The organism is Comamonas guangdongensis (assembly GCF_041079535.1).
In the GTDB taxonomy this organism is placed as follows: domain Bacteria; phylum Pseudomonadota; class Gammaproteobacteria; order Burkholderiales; family Burkholderiaceae_C; genus Comamonas; species Comamonas guangdongensis.
The window spans coordinates 1-13,338 of record NZ_JBFYGN010000044.1 but is presented as its reverse complement, the minus strand read 5'-3'; the positions used below and the strand labels follow the sequence as shown (position 1 = coordinate 13,338).

At 57.6% G+C, this 13,338-nt stretch carries 15 protein-coding genes; 3 read left to right on the top strand and 12 right to left on the bottom strand.

All coding sequences use genetic code 11. From position 1 onward, the window contains the following. The first annotated feature begins 502 nt into the window (after positions 1–502). Positions 503–943, top strand: coding sequence for a hypothetical protein (locus AB6724_RS21275; RefSeq protein ID WP_369340537.1), 441 nt, complete (start codon positions 503–505; stop codon positions 941–943). Between the two features lie 18 nt (positions 944–961). Here AB6724_RS21275 and AB6724_RS21270 read toward each other — a convergent pair whose 3' ends face one another. Then, a complete protein-coding gene (locus AB6724_RS21270; protein WP_369340536.1) occupies positions 962–1,135 on the bottom strand; it encodes a hypothetical protein in 174 nt (57 codons plus the stop codon). Between the two features lie 119 nt (positions 1,136–1,254). Beyond that, the gene (locus tag AB6724_RS21265) at positions 1,255–2,154 is read right to left on the bottom strand and encodes a LysR family transcriptional regulator (RefSeq protein ID WP_369340535.1); all 900 of its coding nucleotides are present in this window, start codon (positions 2,152–2,154) and stop codon (positions 1,255–1,257) included. 97 nt (positions 2,155–2,251) lie between these two features. On the opposite strand from AB6724_RS21265, the gene AB6724_RS21260 reads away from it, so the two are divergent. Then, a complete protein-coding gene (locus tag AB6724_RS21260) occupies positions 2,252–3,220 on the top strand; it encodes a Bug family tripartite tricarboxylate transporter substrate binding protein (RefSeq protein WP_369340534.1) in 969 nt (322 codons plus the stop codon). A 42-nt stretch (positions 3,221–3,262) separates the two neighbouring features. Here the strand turns inward: AB6724_RS21260 and AB6724_RS21255 are convergent, their stop codons facing one another. The 9 genes from AB6724_RS21255 to AB6724_RS21215 all read right to left on the bottom strand — a co-directional run bounded on the left by AB6724_RS21255 (position 3,263) and on the right by AB6724_RS21215 (position 11,748). Further along, positions 3,263–4,357 (bottom strand): NAD(P)/FAD-dependent oxidoreductase, encoded by a 1,095-nt coding sequence (locus AB6724_RS21255; RefSeq protein WP_369340539.1) that lies wholly within the window; start codon positions 4,355–4,357, stop codon positions 3,263–3,265. Positions 4,358–4,490: 133 nt separating this feature from the next. Next, positions 4,491–4,934 carry a lipocalin family protein gene (locus AB6724_RS21250; RefSeq protein ID WP_369340538.1) on the bottom strand — a complete coding sequence of 148 codons (444 nt, stop codon included), beginning with the start codon at positions 4,932–4,934 and terminating at the stop codon, positions 4,491–4,493. A 228-nt stretch (positions 4,935–5,162) separates the two neighbouring features. Beyond that, the gene (locus tag AB6724_RS21245; RefSeq protein ID WP_369340533.1) at positions 5,163–5,951 is read right to left on the bottom strand and encodes an SDR family NAD(P)-dependent oxidoreductase; all 789 of its coding nucleotides are present in this window, start codon (positions 5,949–5,951) and stop codon (positions 5,163–5,165) included. 5 nt (positions 5,952–5,956) lie between these two features. Then, complete coding sequence (locus tag AB6724_RS21240) at positions 5,957–6,517, bottom strand: DUF3833 domain-containing protein (RefSeq protein WP_369340532.1); 561 nt, start codon at positions 6,515–6,517, stop codon at positions 5,957–5,959. Continuing rightward, on the bottom strand, positions 6,514–7,806 hold the full coding sequence (locus AB6724_RS21235) for an MFS transporter (RefSeq protein ID WP_369340531.1): 1,293 nt from the start codon (positions 7,804–7,806) through the stop codon (positions 6,514–6,516). Before AB6724_RS21235 ends, AB6724_RS21240 begins: the two co-directional genes overlap by 4 nt. Positions 7,807–7,819: 13 nt before the next feature. Then, on the bottom strand, positions 7,820–8,389 hold the full coding sequence (locus AB6724_RS21230; RefSeq protein ID WP_369340530.1) for a chalcone isomerase family protein: 570 nt from the start codon (positions 8,387–8,389) through the stop codon (positions 7,820–7,822). After that, on the bottom strand, positions 8,382–9,653 hold the full coding sequence (locus tag AB6724_RS21225) for a class I SAM-dependent methyltransferase (protein WP_369340529.1): 1,272 nt from the start codon (positions 9,651–9,653) through the stop codon (positions 8,382–8,384). The genes AB6724_RS21230 and AB6724_RS21225 overlap by 8 nt, the downstream gene beginning before the upstream one ends. Beyond that, the gene (locus tag AB6724_RS21220) at positions 9,650–10,402 is read right to left on the bottom strand and encodes a DUF1365 domain-containing protein (protein ID WP_369340528.1); all 753 of its coding nucleotides are present in this window, start codon (positions 10,400–10,402) and stop codon (positions 9,650–9,652) included. The genes AB6724_RS21225 and AB6724_RS21220 overlap by 4 nt, the downstream gene beginning before the upstream one ends. Continuing rightward, a complete protein-coding gene (locus AB6724_RS21215; RefSeq protein ID WP_369340527.1) occupies positions 10,399–11,748 on the bottom strand; it encodes an NAD(P)/FAD-dependent oxidoreductase in 1,350 nt (449 codons plus the stop codon). The genes AB6724_RS21220 and AB6724_RS21215 overlap by 4 nt, the downstream gene beginning before the upstream one ends. 145 nt (positions 11,749–11,893) lie before the next feature. On the opposite strand from AB6724_RS21215, the gene AB6724_RS21210 reads away from it, so the two are divergent. Continuing rightward, a complete protein-coding gene (locus tag AB6724_RS21210; protein WP_034359656.1) occupies positions 11,894–12,529 on the top strand; it encodes a TetR/AcrR family transcriptional regulator in 636 nt (211 codons plus the stop codon). Between the two features lie 102 nt (positions 12,530–12,631). On the opposite strand, the gene AB6724_RS21205 is transcribed toward AB6724_RS21210, so the two are convergent. Next, entirely contained in the window at positions 12,632–13,129 is a 498-nt protein-coding gene (locus tag AB6724_RS21205) for a nuclear transport factor 2 family protein (RefSeq protein ID WP_369340526.1), read from the bottom strand. Between the last annotated feature and the right edge of the window lie 209 nt (positions 13,130–13,338).

The following is a 13,338-nucleotide window of genomic DNA, read 5'->3' as shown; positions in this document are numbered from 1 at the left end:
CTCTTCTTCACGTCCAATCTCCTGTCTTCGGGATTGGACTCCAGAGTCAGACGCTACTCAAATCCGGGGGGACGTCGCGTTGACAAAAAAGCCAAAGCCTGAAAATTCCAAACATTTTGCAACATGTGCTGATGATTATTGACTTGATCTACCATTGTGAATTCAAGACTGCTGAAGGCGGTGTAACGCCTCATACAGTTGCCCACCGCTTAGTCAAAAGACCGTTTGGTTAATAAGTGCACCTGTCGTAAGCGATAGGCTGAGAGCTGACGTAGGGGCTCCAACATCGAATGTCGGCGGTGATCAACAGCTGAACTTGATGGACTCTGGCTGCAATCTCCAAGAATCTGCATTCAAGGATTTCCGCAGCCCTTGTCGGAGACCACCCCGACCCGGCCCCTTGACGACGATTCACCGTGCCTTCAGGCAAAATCCAGATGATCGGGGCAAGCCTGGCGTCAGGTCTGCCGGGAAGCCCACCTTGAAGAATGGAACAGCATCAATGGCACTGACGAAGAAGGGCGAGTTCTGGTACGGGACGACGTCCGGCGACACCCAAGCCGAACTGCGCAGCTACAGCGTTGCGAATCGCCATGAGGCCGTCCGGTTTGCCTCGTCCAAATGCAATTGCGGGTGCCGGACTTTTGCGCTGCAGACCGATGAAGAAGCCGGCGTGGCAATCCGCACCTGCTCCGACTGCGGGCAGAAACACCTGATGGGCGACAGCGTGGACTACGTTGAAGAGGCCGCCCCCGAGGCGCACGAGTGCGTGTGCGAGAACGAGGTGTTCGAGCTGATGTCCGGCGTCTCCGTGTACGAGGGCACACATGACGTGCGCTGGTACTACATCGCTTGCCACTGCGTGGAATGCAATCTGGTTGGGGTCTTCGCAGACTGGAAGTGTGAAGCGGGTGATGCGGCGGCCTTCCTCGCCAAGGTATGAGCGCGCGCCCCGCAGAGATCATGCTCGCAGGCTTGAGCGGCCGAGGAGTGTCATGAGGTGGTTGGTGGACTTGGCTGTATCAATGACGACAATCGCTTCAAAACCGACCTGGGGGAGGCCGGCTCCAGGCTGGTTGGCGTCGTTCACCACAGAAATGCCAATGACTGCTGCTGTCCGTTTTGTAGCTTTCATCTTTGCAATCCCGCTCAGGATTCGTCGAACAGGTTGGGTTGCGTGAAGTTCTACAGACCACTCCTTTTCAATGGGGCGACGTTTATCGGAGCAGCTATTGTCGAGCGCTCTGTGCGTAATCAGCAGTTCACATGAAGGGCGAGCAAGCGGTTCTTCAGAGATTCAGCGGCAGGACTAAGCACACGCTCTCGCTTCTGTATCAGGCCTAAAGTCCGCCACAACTGAGGCTCGATGAGTGGTACACCGCAGACCTTAGGATTGCACTCAGGCAGGGCAAGCTGCGGGATGGCTGCCATTCCCAAACCTGCTTCGACAAGAGCCAGAGCCCCAGTTACGTGATTGCATTCGTACCAAGCCATTGGCTGCTCAGGCAGGCCTGCCATGACTTGGTCCAAAAGCAGTCGATTGCTGCTCTGGTGCGATACGGATACGAGACGCACTCCGGCCAGCTCTGACCACGCTACCTCTGAGCGGCATGCCCAAGCATGACTGCGCAGCATTGCCAACACATATCGCTCGCGCGCCAAAGTCTCGAACTGAATTCCTGGTTCCTGGCTTCCCGTGAAGCTGAGCCCGAAATCGGCTCGCCCCCTAACCACGGCATCCAGGACATGGCTCGCATTCTCGTCAATGACATGAACTTGCACATCCGGGTACTCATCGGCAAAGGTGCGCAATGCATTTGGCAAAAGATGGTTTGCCACTGATGGAATGCAAGCCACTGTTACCGATCCTCGGCGGGTCAGGGCCTGATCGATTATGCGCTGCGCTGCGCTCTCGAGGCTCTCCAACGCTGCGCGCGCCTCAGTCAGAAATTCCTGACCAACGGCGGTCAACTGGACATGCCTGGTGGTCCGCTCAAGCAGCTTGGCTCCAAGTGCTTCCTCCAGGCGCTCCACCCTGCGACTCAACGCCGGCGCAGACAAACAAAGACGCTCCGCGGCTACACGAAAGCTTGAATTCTCTGCTGTGGCAACAAACGCCTGTAGCTCGGCAATATCGAATTTAATGCACCCCATGCAACAGTCTAATCATATATTGCAATTTACAGAATAGTCTTGAAAATTTACCATCGCCGCTTGCACAGAGTTGATAACGACTCGATCAGGAGACAACATGCAACGACGCCCTCTCGTACTGGCTGCCGCATTGGCTGCCTGCCTGCCGCTCGCCAGTGCCCATGCCCAGGATTTCCCCCCGAAAAGACCGGTCACCATGGTTGTCGGCTTTGCCGCTGGCGGTTCGGCCGATATCGCGGCACGCATCATTGCCAAGAAGCTTGGCGAAAACATAGGCCAGAGCGTGGTCGTGGATAACAAGCCCGGTGCCGGCGGCAATCTGGCGCATGCCCAGGTTGCCCATGGACCTACCGATGGCTCTGTCTTGCTGTTCGGCTCGATCGGCCCTTTGAGCATCTCGCCTCACTTCATGAAGGTGAGCTACGACCCGCTCAAGGATCTCGCACCAATCACTATGGGCGTGACCTTTCCCAACGTTCTGGTGGTGCCTGCAAGCAAAGGCATCAAAACCCTAGGAGAGTTTGTGGCTGCCGCCAAGCGTGAACCGGGCAAACTGGACTTTGCCTCTACGGGCCCTGGATCAGCAGCCCACTTGGCCGGCGAACTGCTTAACGACATTGCAAAGATCGACACGGTTCACATTCCCTATAAGGGCGGAGCCCCCGCTCTACAGGATGTCCTTGGCGGACGCGTCAGCTCTTTCTATGCAGCACCACCCACAGCGCTGCCGCATATCGAGTCGGGCAAGCTCATTCCGTTGGCGACCACCGGACTGACACGGCCAGCCTACCTGCCCAATGTGCCCACAGTCGCAGAGACCTATCCCGGCTTTAACGCCACTAACTGGTACGCGTTCGTTGCGCCAGGGAAAACACCCAAGCCGCTGCTGGACAGATGGAATGTCGAGCTCGTGAAGGTGTTGAATGCACCTGAGGTGCGAGCAAACCTGCTTAAACACGGCCAAACTGCAGCTCCAACATCACGAGAAGAATTGGCCAAATTCATTTCGACAGAAAATGAGAAATGGAGCCGCATCATCCGTGATCGAAAAATAACGGCGGATTGACTGAAAGGTAAATCCACACGAATCGCCGAAGATCGACAGAAGTCAAGGATGTGCGCATGGTGTGCTCCCGGTAAGTTTATCCGGCATGGGCGAGCAGTGCCTATGGACATGGCGGGCCAAGCTGATGCCGCTGAGCCAGGCGCCTTCCACGGTGCCGTTATGCAGCCAGTCACCGCACATCCCCAAACTGGCAGCCGCGTCCCACCAGGAGCCCATGTTCAGCGGGTTGGCAGTGTCGGCATAGCGCCAGCGGTGGGCCGTCGCCTGCACGCTGGCCGGATCGGGGCCGCCCAGTTTCGCAAAGGCCTTTAACAGGACAGCTGTTACCGAGGCTGCGTCGTCTTCCACATGTGCCTCGCTCCATCTGTCGCTGGCGTGCAACAGCCAGGTTTCGGGGCCGATGCGCCCGGGCTTGCTGCTGTCGCGCGCAATCCAGTGCAGGGGGCTGTGCTCGACCAAGCAGCCGTCCACCGGCAGTGGCACCGGCTGGGCGCAGCGCACCATAACCGACCAGCAGGTGCGCATCCGGGTACTGTTTGACAGAGTGGTGGCTTCAGAAGACACGCCAGCCAGCAACTGCGCGGCCTGCGGTGCGGGCACAGCCAGCAGTAAGGTTTGGTAGCGCAGGTACTCGGTGCCGTGCTCGAGGCTGCGCAGCAGCCAGCCATCGCCTATATCGGCCTGCAATGGCTCGATGGTGGATTGCCATTGAAAGCGTACCGGGTTGGGACTATCCGTCATGCAGCGCACCGAATGTGCAGCAGGCGAGGTCATGCGCGGAGTGCCGACAAGGCGCTGCCCGGCGCTGGTTTGAAGCATGAAGCGTTGCCCATCGTAGCTGCCGATGCGGGCGGACCATGAAGCTACAGCCCCGGCTTGTTCCCACGTTGCTACCTGGGCGCGGAAATCCGCATCGTGCGCCGTGAAGTACTGGGCGCCATGATCGCACTGCCAGTTCGTATCGCCATCGCTGCTGCGACGCGTGCTCATGCGCCCCGAAGGACCACGGCTTTTGTCAAACACATGCACCTGGTGCCCGGCATGGGCCAAGAACTGTGCACAGCTGAGCCCTGCCGTACCGGCGCCAATGATGGCAATGCGGTGGGCGGTGTTGTCCGCTGTAGGGTGAGAAGTCATCATGTCAATGCAGTGTCTGTCTGAGGTTGACTATCTGTGACTGGCACGAATGAGTCAGTTCGCTGCGATGCAAAAGGCCGCGGTGCGAACTTCAAAGTCGTTTGAAAATGCTTGTACCTGGCGGCAATGGGCGCTATTGGGGCACCCGGATTACACGACTGAGATCTACGCCGAAACTTTGAGCCTTTAGCAGCAGCAAATGAAGTTGCTCCTCTGGGATGGACTTCTGGCGCGACAGCAGCCAAAAGTAATCCAGGCTACCGCCAATGACCAGAGAGGTCTGGTATTCGTCGTCTAGGCTGACAACGTTATAGCCGCCGTAAAACGGGCCAAAAAACGAGACTTTCAGTGCCGCTACATTGGACGGTCCTAAAAATTGGGCTTTCCCCTCGGCTTGGCGCCATTCCTGCTTGCGCGCGTCAAATCCTCGATTCAGCACGGAAATGCTGCCATCCGCGTTGAGCTGATAACGTGCTGCCACTTGGATCAGATTTTTCTCAAAGTGGTGATCAATGCGGGCCAGCTCATACCAAGTTCCAAGATAACGATTGATATCGAAATGGCTCACCGGATCCACCCCACGAGGTACAGATACGGCGCAGCCCGATAAAGCCAGCTGGGTCCCTACAAAGACGGCCGCTAGCGCTGTAGCGCGCATGAAAGAGCTTCTTGAAATATGCATAAAGCGCCTCGATAGTGTGAAGTAAACAGAGACCACGGCAGGCTCTGCTGTACGAGATTCAGGCTGAATGGCAACAGTGCATCGACGTATGCGCACTTGAAGTGCAGACGGCTGCGGGTGAGATCACATTCCGGTGACACGACGTACCGCCGAGAAATACCAGCTATCGGGCAGGCAGCGCATGAGCTTTACCCAGCGGGTGAAGCGACGGGGAAAGTTCATTTCAAAATGCCCAAGCTTCCAGCCGCGCAAGATATGCCGAGCCGCTTCTTCAGAGCTGATGAGGGCTGGCATCTTGAAGCTGTTTTGTGCCGTTAACGGGGTATCGACAAAACCGGGGTTGATGATGGAGACGCCCAAGCCCTGAGGGTGCAGATCCAGATAGAGGTTCTCTGCCAAGTTGTTGAGCGCGGCTTTGGTGGGGCCATAGGCCAGCGACATGGGTAGTCCCCGGTAACCGGCTACACTGCCGACCAGAGCCAGGTGACCACGTCCTGCGTCCAACAGCATCGGTATGACAGCGTCCAGCAGTTGCAGGGCACCGACATAGTTGACCGCCAGATGCTGCTTCATCTCAAGCAGGTCGAAGGCTGTCGCGCGTTGCGGTCTGTACCTGCCTGCGCAATACAGCACCAGATCCGGCGCCCCTGCATAAGCTTTCACCGTCGCAGTGGCCTCAGCCATGGTCTCGGGCTGGGTGACATCCAGCGGCAGGACCAGAAAGCCGCTGCGGCTCAGGGTCAAGGAATGCAGGGCAACTGCATCTCTGGCCGATACGATGACCCGAGCGCCTTGCGCATGTAGAGCCTCTGAGGTGGCTCGCCCTATGCCTGAAGAAGCACCGACTATCCAGGCACATTTCCCTTGCCAGTGGGACAGCGGCGGATTGAGCCTTGCGTGCAGCAGCGACATCGCACTTACTCCTTGATGAAGGACAGAGTCACATCGCCCAGATGAACACCGAATTTGCTCATGGCAGCACGGTTGAGCATGGTGCGCCCATCCATCAGATACATCCAGTCATCCATACTCACGTTCCAGACCTTGCCGTTCACTGGCAGGGCCAGCACATAGTTCCAATGGAAGGCGTTGCCAGCCGTCTGGCCCTGAGCCTGTCCCTCCACGTCGTCTGCGTTTCCGCTATAGCGGCCATCACCCAGATACTTCAGGTGCCAGATGCGCTGCTGCGTGCTGCCGTCGCTGTAGACAAAGTGCTCGTCGAGCACACCTTCGTCGCCGTTCCATTTGCCTGTCATGCGCACAGTGAAGCGCTTGACCACTTTTCCGGATCTGTCCGTGAACAAGCCGTGAGCGGTCAATGGTCCGTTGAAGTACTGACGCAGATCCAGTTCTGGGCGCTCCTGGGCATATTCCTGCACAGACGGACCCGCGCAGCCGGCCAGCATTCCCATGAACGTCAGTCCTATTGCGGCGCGGCGCCAAGGCAGGAATGAGAAAGTACTTGTCATGGATTTCATTTCAGTCTCCAAGATTGGTGCAGGCGCTCGCCACGCCACAGGCAAGCCCAGGCCATCAGTTTGAACAGGCAGGGAAGGCCTCCATATGCCCATGCCAGTGCCTGCAAGCCGGCCGGGTCGGTCGTGCCGCTGCGGTATCCCATTGCGGCAAGAAGCGGCAGGCACAGTCCAGCTGCCAATGCCAGATTGAGCTTGGCAGCACAGGCCCACCAACCTAGATAGCGTCCCTCTGCAGAGCCTCCTTGGCCAGACTCGTGGATGACGCCGGTCAGTAAAGCCCCAGGCAGCGCCAGATCTGCCCCGAGGGCCAATCCGCTTGTCAGACAGATGATGGTGAAGATCCAGCTGTCGCCGGCCCCGAGCCAGGGGGTGATGGTAAATGCGATTACGCTCGCCAGCATGCCGGCGCGCCAACTGGGCGCCAGCCCCCAGCGCGAGACAGCCTTCACCCACAGTGGCAATCCCGCAGCGGCGGCACCGAAATAGCACACTAGAAGTAGTGGCTGCAGATCCGGCGCCTGCAAGCGATCCATCACGAAGAACGGCAGCAGTGTGGCGGGTATTGCTGCTGCCACGCCGTTGAGCATGAATACAGATAGCAGTCTGCGAAAACTTGCGTCCGCCCATGGTGAGGGCTTAGCAGGCTTGGTGTGCAGTTGCACGGTGGACGCCGGTATCGCACTGGATCGTTGCAGGCTATGCAGCCCCAGCAAGCTCAGGGCAAGCGCCATCATGAGCACCATGCTGGTTGCATCAAAACCCAGCCAGGTGGGCAGCATGCTGGCTAGGAGTACGCCAGCGAGAGTGGAACCTTCGCGCCAAGCGGTCACGCGCGCGCGCCAATCAGGCTCACCTCCCCAGCGCGTGCCCCAGGCCTGGTGCAAGATGCTCACGGCGCTATAGGCCAGAGTGCAGAGCAGCAGGCTGGCAGCCAGCCAGCCCAGCAGACTGGCTTGGCTGGCGTTTGGAGGATGCCACAGCGCAGCGAAGCCCAATGCCATGAGCACGCTGCCGAGCACCGCGGCCAGCCATGCGGTACGCAGCCCGCTTTGCAGCAGGCGATCGGCCATGCGTCCCAGGGCTGGGTCGAGCACCGCGTCCAGAGCGCGGGTGGCAAGCAGTACAGCCCCCAGGCCAGCCAAGGGCACCCCGGCGACCGCTGCATAGTGATGAGGCAGGTTGACATACAGCGGCAGCGACACGAATGCTAGCGGCACGCCGAGACCTCCATAAGCGAGCCCCACACGCCAGGGCAGCGGCTTGGATGGAGCTGAGCTGGGGGAGGGCATGGTCTTTGTCTCCTCAGCGCTTGCCCAGCAGTGCAGCGCGTAGGCCAGGCGCCGAAGTCTGATCAGACAGCCAGATGCCAAAAAACAGGCGCGCGTACTCTGCATCCTGCAGGCGTGCGGTTTCGCGTTCATTGTGGAAAAAGCTCACATCGCCGGCTCCGTCAGTCACGCCCAGCAGTCGATCCTGCGCAGCGACATCAGGAAAGGCCTTCTTCATCATCATCAGCCATTGGCGTGCCTGTGCTTCGGAGAAGCTGCCCACGCGCCGCATCTCGGCCACCGATCGCTCGGCAATGGCCTCACCCTCCAGCTTGCGGTCATAGACCAGCTCCAACGCGAACGGCTGGCGTGCATAGTCCGCCGGCTCGAAGTCCGCCTGCGCCCAGAGACGGGCCTCGTAGACCCGCAAACCAAAAAAGCGCAGCACGCCGCTTCCAATCAGGCGCGCCGAGGGCAGGGTGGAGCGCAGCTCCGCAGGGGCGGCAGGCGTAGCTGCCAAGAGGTTGTGGGTCATTAGAGTCATAGTGGGAGCAAGAAGGCTGGCGCTCCAGACCAGGGCTTGGCGCCGTCGAATGTCATGCATGGTCAGGCCTGCGCAAAGTGAACTGGACCACATCGGTGTTGCCCGTATCAAAGGCCGCTTCGCAATAGGCCAAGTAAAACCTCCAAATGCGCACAAAGCGCTCATCAAAGCCCAGGCTTCGCACCTCATCAAGGCGCTGCTCAAAGGCCTGACGCCAGCGTCTGAGCGTTTCGGCATAGTCCTTGCCAAAGCGCATCTTCTTTTCCACCGTCAGGCCGGCGCATTGGGCCTCTTGCTCGAAGGCCGTAACGCTGGGCAACAGACCGCCCGGGAAAATGAACTGCTGGATGAAGTCGGTGGAGTGCAGATAGCGCGCAAACAGGTCTTCGCGCAGGGTGATGGATTGCAGGCAAGCGTAGCCGCCGGGCTTGAGGCAGTCGCGTAACGCCTGGAAATAGGTACGCCAGTATTCATGCCCGACAGCCTCGAACATCTCGATGGACACAATGGCATCAAAGGGCTGTGCTGCATGTTCAGTCGCCAGATCCCGGTAATCTTGGTAACGCAGGTCGACCTGTGCCTGCAAGCCTGCTTGTGTGATGCGCTGCATGCCCCACTGCAGTTGCTCGCGCGACAAGGTGACGCCAGTTACCTGTGCGCCAAATTCCGTGGCGGCTGTCTCTGCCAGAGCCCCCCAGCCACAGCCGATTTCCAGCAGACGCTGACTAGGCTGGAGTCCTGTTTCACTCAAGGCACGTCTTATTTTGGAGCGCTGTGCCTGCTCCAGATCGGCCGATTGCAAGGGCGCACCGCTGAGCCCTTCGAACCAGGCAGAGCTGTAGTTCATGGTGGGATCCAGCCACAGCCGATAAAAATCGTTACCTAGGTCATAGTGAGCATGAATGTTTTTGGCGCTGCCCGACCGCGTATTGCGGCGAAGCAGGTGGCGCAGCCTGAAGCCCAGGCGACCCCACCAGTGGCCGTACACCAACTGCTCCAGGTGGTCGCGATTGCTGATGCAAAGTCGCAATAAAGCACTGAGGTCATGACTGTCCCATTGGCCCTCTATATAGCCCTCGGCCAGTCCAATATCGCCCGAGCTCAGGATTCGGTCCAAAGCTTCCCAGTGCTGAACTGCACAGCGTGCGTCTGCTTCCGCTGCGATCTGCTTCGGGAAATGGCGAACTCGTCCATCAGGCAATTGCAAATCCAGTTGACCGTGCGGCAAATGCTCCAACAGTTTCATGACGCGATTGGCGCTGCGTGGCATAGAGCGCGTTGAGCCGGCGGATTTGCTCAGTAGGGGGGCGGTGGTCGTGTTCATCGTGTGACAAAGTGCTTGGGCGCAGGTGGTTTGCGATGGAAAGGAAGCCGCTTTGCCCACAGGTGCAGTGCCTGCCAGTGGATGCGGAAGATGACTCCGAGTGTCATGAGCGGCGTGCCGAAGAAAGCCTGGCGCACTGTGGAGGTGTTCAAGGGATGCAGTGTCCCCTCGACGCCCGTGCGCAGCAGCGGCCCTGTCTCGTCGTAGAGATCCACGAGCGCCATATGGGAACTTTCACTGCGCTTGAAGCGAAAGCGGTACTCCCCTTGGGTCTCGCAAAATGGCGATACATGAAAGCACTTGTGTGCCACCTGTTCGCAATCCCAGGCGAGCTGAGGCCCGGCGAGAAGATAGGCATGGCGCTCGCCAAAGGTGTTGTTGACCTCGGCCAGGATGGCTGCCAGCGAGCCATCTGCTCGATGTGCGTACCAGAAGCTCACTGGCTTGAAAGCATAGCCCAGCACGCGCGGAAAGGTATGCAGCCAGATCTCTCCATCGGCGTCCCGGATACCTTCATCCTGCAACAGCTTTTCGAACCAGACCAAAGAGTCTCGGCTGCCGTCGCCATGATCGCTGTCATGAAAGCTGAGCCAGCCGCGCCGATTGCGCCGTAGTACCGCAACCGGATGATCACGCAGGCTCCGCATGGGAAGCAGCAGAAAATATCCGGGGTAACGGAATGCATGCTCGACTGGCCGAAGCCGGCGATGCCAGATATGGCCAAAGCCAATCAGAGGAGGAACGCTCATAAAGCTTCCTCCAAGATGGCCACTGGGTGCACCGGCTGCTTTGTGTGGCTCAGAAAGTGAAGCACTTCATCGGCAGCTTCTAGACCTGAGCGTAAGCCATCTTCATGAAATCCATAGCCACACCAAGCGCCACAAAACCAGGTATTGCGCCGACCCTGTAACTCACCAACACGCTGTTGTGCAAAGATGGCAGCCTGGTCGAAAACAGGGTGGCTGTACTGAATACGTGCATGAACTTTGTTCTCTGCAACGGGTCGAGTCGGATTCAGTGAAACCAGTACGGGTTGCTGCCAAGGCAGGGGCTGTAAACGGTTGATCAGATAGTGCAGACAGACACCCGCATTCTCTGCGCTGTGGGAAGGTGCTCGTTCGTAGTTCCAGGCCGCCCAGGCTGCTTGGCGCTGTGGCAGCACGGCTGTATCTGTATGCAAAACTGCTTCATTGGGCTGGTATCGAATTTCACCCAGCACTGCACGCTCCAATGGAGTCGCATCTTGACCTAGCAAACGCAACGCTTGGTCACTGTGGCAGGCCAAAACAACCGCATCAAAATGCTCCGATCCATGAGACATCTGTACCATGACTCCATGCGTATGGCGCTTCAGACTCAGCACAGGAGTGTCCGATCTGGTTTCATGGCGACCATCCTGCTTAATTTGGGCAACCATGCGACGCACGTATTGCTGAGAACCGCCGCGCACGGTGTACCACTGAGGCCGGTGGGTGACCTGGATTAGTCCATGGTTGTGGCAAAAGCGAATCAAGGTGGCGACGGGAAAGCGCAGCATCTGATCCGTAGGGCAGGACCAGATGCATCCAATCATGGGCAGCAGATAGTCGCTGCGAAACGCTTTACCGAAGCCATGCTGGTCCAGAAAATCCTCTATTGACGCATTGAGCTGTGCCTCGATCTGGCGTTCTGCGATATCTGTGGTCAGGCGGTTGAAGCGCAAAATCTCGAGCAGCATGCCGATAAAGCGGGGACGCAGCAGATTTCTGCGTTGAGCGAAAACTCCTCCAAAGGAACTGCCGCTCCACTCGAGTCCGCACCTGCCATCGACGCTGGGAACTTGAACTGAAAAAGACATCTCGGAAGGTGCCGTTTCCACATTGAGTTCACTAAACAGCTGCGTGAGCATGGGGTAGGTACGATGATTGAATACTAGGAATCCTGTATCTACGCCATGGCTTACATCATCAAGGCAGAGCTCTAACGTGTTGGCATGTCCGCCGAAATGGCTGGTCGCTTCGATTAAGCAAACGCCGTGCGATGCTTGGGAGGTAGCCAGACGAAATGCGGCGGCCAGACCGGATATACCCGAACCGATAACAGCTATGCGAGGCATGAAAGCTCCTTGAAGTATTGGGTGAACACTCAAAAAAACCAAAGAGATCAAATATTGAACTGCTCAGTTCAGACTATAAACCTTAAATTTCAAATTTGCACTGCCTGGTGTGCAAGATGATCTTGTGCGTCCTAGAATGTTGGCTATGAACGCTCGGTCAACAATCAAAGAACAAATTCAACGTGTACGGGAAGAGGCTGTCGTGGCGGCGGTGAACCGCCTTTTGGCGACTAAGGGCTACGACGCGATGACGGTGGATGAGGTCGCTGCGGAAGCAGGAGTCGCCAAGGCCAGTCTGTACAAGTTGTTTACTTCCAAAGAAGAGCTAGCCGGCGCAGCGATGGTCGGCGTGCTAGATCGTGCTTTGAGTTTTGTGGATGGCTTGCGTCGAGAGGCCGAGCAGGTAGCCGAATCCGGTCAGAGCACTCCTGCGCTGGATCAGCTCAAAGCAGTCGTGCGGTGGGCTATGCAAACGCAACTGGAAGGACAAATGCCCTCACTTCCGGCGCAAAATTCGAGTCTCAGCGCCTCATTGCAATCGAACGACGAGTACATGGATCGACTCATTGCGTTGAGCAATAGGCTCAGTACGTGGATTACCGAAGCCCAGACAGGTGGTCATTTGCAGTTGCGACTACCCGCTGAACTAGTGCTCTACACTCTGTTCGCGCGCGCCTGCGATCCGGTCGTGGCTTTGCTCAAGGAGTCAGGCCAATACACGCATGACCAGATCATCGACTGGGTAACAAGCACGACTTTCGATGGTTTGGCCGCGAGATAGCGCTGCTCTCTTTGCTTTAGGGTTTCGGAAGATTCGGACGATATTGATGGTGGGAAAACCATCTCTTGCCACCGTGGCAAAAATCGCCTCTAGCGCCAATTGCTAGGATGCAGAGCCATTCGTGTGTACTGACTTTGCAGGCGCCGATACCCTACGGCGCAACCAGCGCATCAAGACCCCAAGCAACGGCAATTTCTCGTACAACTCTTCTGCGGTGTCCCAGTAATCACGGTGGTGAGTTACGCGGCCTTCGCAATCGAAGCACACAGAAGAAGCGCCGCGAATGCACTGCTCAACCTCGGACCGCCAGAGACCAAGCCGGAAACGGAACTCCCATTCCAGAAATGCTCGATCGCCTTGCACCAGCGTCTGGGTAACTACAAAGCGTGGCTCCTGCAACGAGGCAAACATGTGTTCAAAAATGCTGGCGATCGCTGTCACCCCACGAACTTCGTTGAAGGGATCTTTGAAGAAGGCATCCGTCGCATAGTACGCGTCAAGCCGTTGTAGATGTTCTCCTGTCAGCCCTTCGTAGAACTCGACAAGCCTTTGAGCAGCGACCCGACTGTCGTGGTTGCACGAAAATTTGTCCACATTCATTGACTACCACCTGATGCTAAGCGCGTTACTAGGACAAGGCGAGCATAGAACACAGGCTTAGGAAGCAGGCTTAAATTGCAACTCCCAAATAATAGTAGTCGCTCTGGTATAGCTAGGAAACTTTACTTGTGCTGAAGCCTCCTCGCTTTCCTGCGCCACCTAAAAGTAGAGGTTGGGAAAGCGTTTGACACGATACGCGACCGGCGGAA

What these genes read in the sequence shown, in the direction of transcription:
- AB6724_RS21275 (WP_369340537.1), top strand. Translation starts at nt 503, where the DNA reads ATGGCACTGACGAAGAAGGGCGAGTTCTGGTACGGGACGACGTCCGGC.
- AB6724_RS21270 (WP_369340536.1), bottom strand. Translation starts at nt 1,135, where the DNA reads ATGAAAGCTACAAAACGGACAGCAGCAGTCATTGGCATTTCTGTGGTG.
- AB6724_RS21265 (WP_369340535.1), bottom strand. Translation starts at nt 2,154, where the DNA reads ATGGGGTGCATTAAATTCGATATTGCCGAGCTACAGGCGTTTGTTGCC.
- AB6724_RS21260 (WP_369340534.1), top strand. Translation starts at nt 2,252, where the DNA reads ATGCAACGACGCCCTCTCGTACTGGCTGCCGCATTGGCTGCCTGCCTG.
- AB6724_RS21255 (WP_369340539.1), bottom strand. Translation starts at nt 4,357, where the DNA reads ATGACTTCTCACCCTACAGCGGACAACACCGCCCACCGCATTGCCATC.
- AB6724_RS21245 (WP_369340533.1), bottom strand. Translation starts at nt 5,951, where the DNA reads ATGTCGCTGCTGCACGCAAGGCTCAATCCGCCGCTGTCCCACTGGCAA.
- AB6724_RS21240 (WP_369340532.1), bottom strand. Translation starts at nt 6,517, where the DNA reads ATGAAATCCATGACAAGTACTTTCTCATTCCTGCCTTGGCGCCGCGCC.
- AB6724_RS21235 (WP_369340531.1), bottom strand. Translation starts at nt 7,806, where the DNA reads ATGCCCTCCCCCAGCTCAGCTCCATCCAAGCCGCTGCCCTGGCGTGTG.
- AB6724_RS21230 (WP_369340530.1), bottom strand. Translation starts at nt 8,389, where the DNA reads ATGCATGACATTCGACGGCGCCAAGCCCTGGTCTGGAGCGCCAGCCTT.
- AB6724_RS21225 (WP_369340529.1), bottom strand. Translation starts at nt 9,653, where the DNA reads ATGAACACGACCACCGCCCCCCTACTGAGCAAATCCGCCGGCTCAACG.
- AB6724_RS21220 (WP_369340528.1), bottom strand. Translation starts at nt 10,402, where the DNA reads ATGAGCGTTCCTCCTCTGATTGGCTTTGGCCATATCTGGCATCGCCGG.
- AB6724_RS21215 (WP_369340527.1), bottom strand. Translation starts at nt 11,748, where the DNA reads ATGCCTCGCATAGCTGTTATCGGTTCGGGTATATCCGGTCTGGCCGCC.
- AB6724_RS21210 (WP_034359656.1), top strand. Translation starts at nt 11,894, where the DNA reads ATGAACGCTCGGTCAACAATCAAAGAACAAATTCAACGTGTACGGGAA.
- AB6724_RS21205 (WP_369340526.1), bottom strand. Translation starts at nt 13,129, where the DNA reads ATGAATGTGGACAAATTTTCGTGCAACCACGACAGTCGGGTCGCTGCT.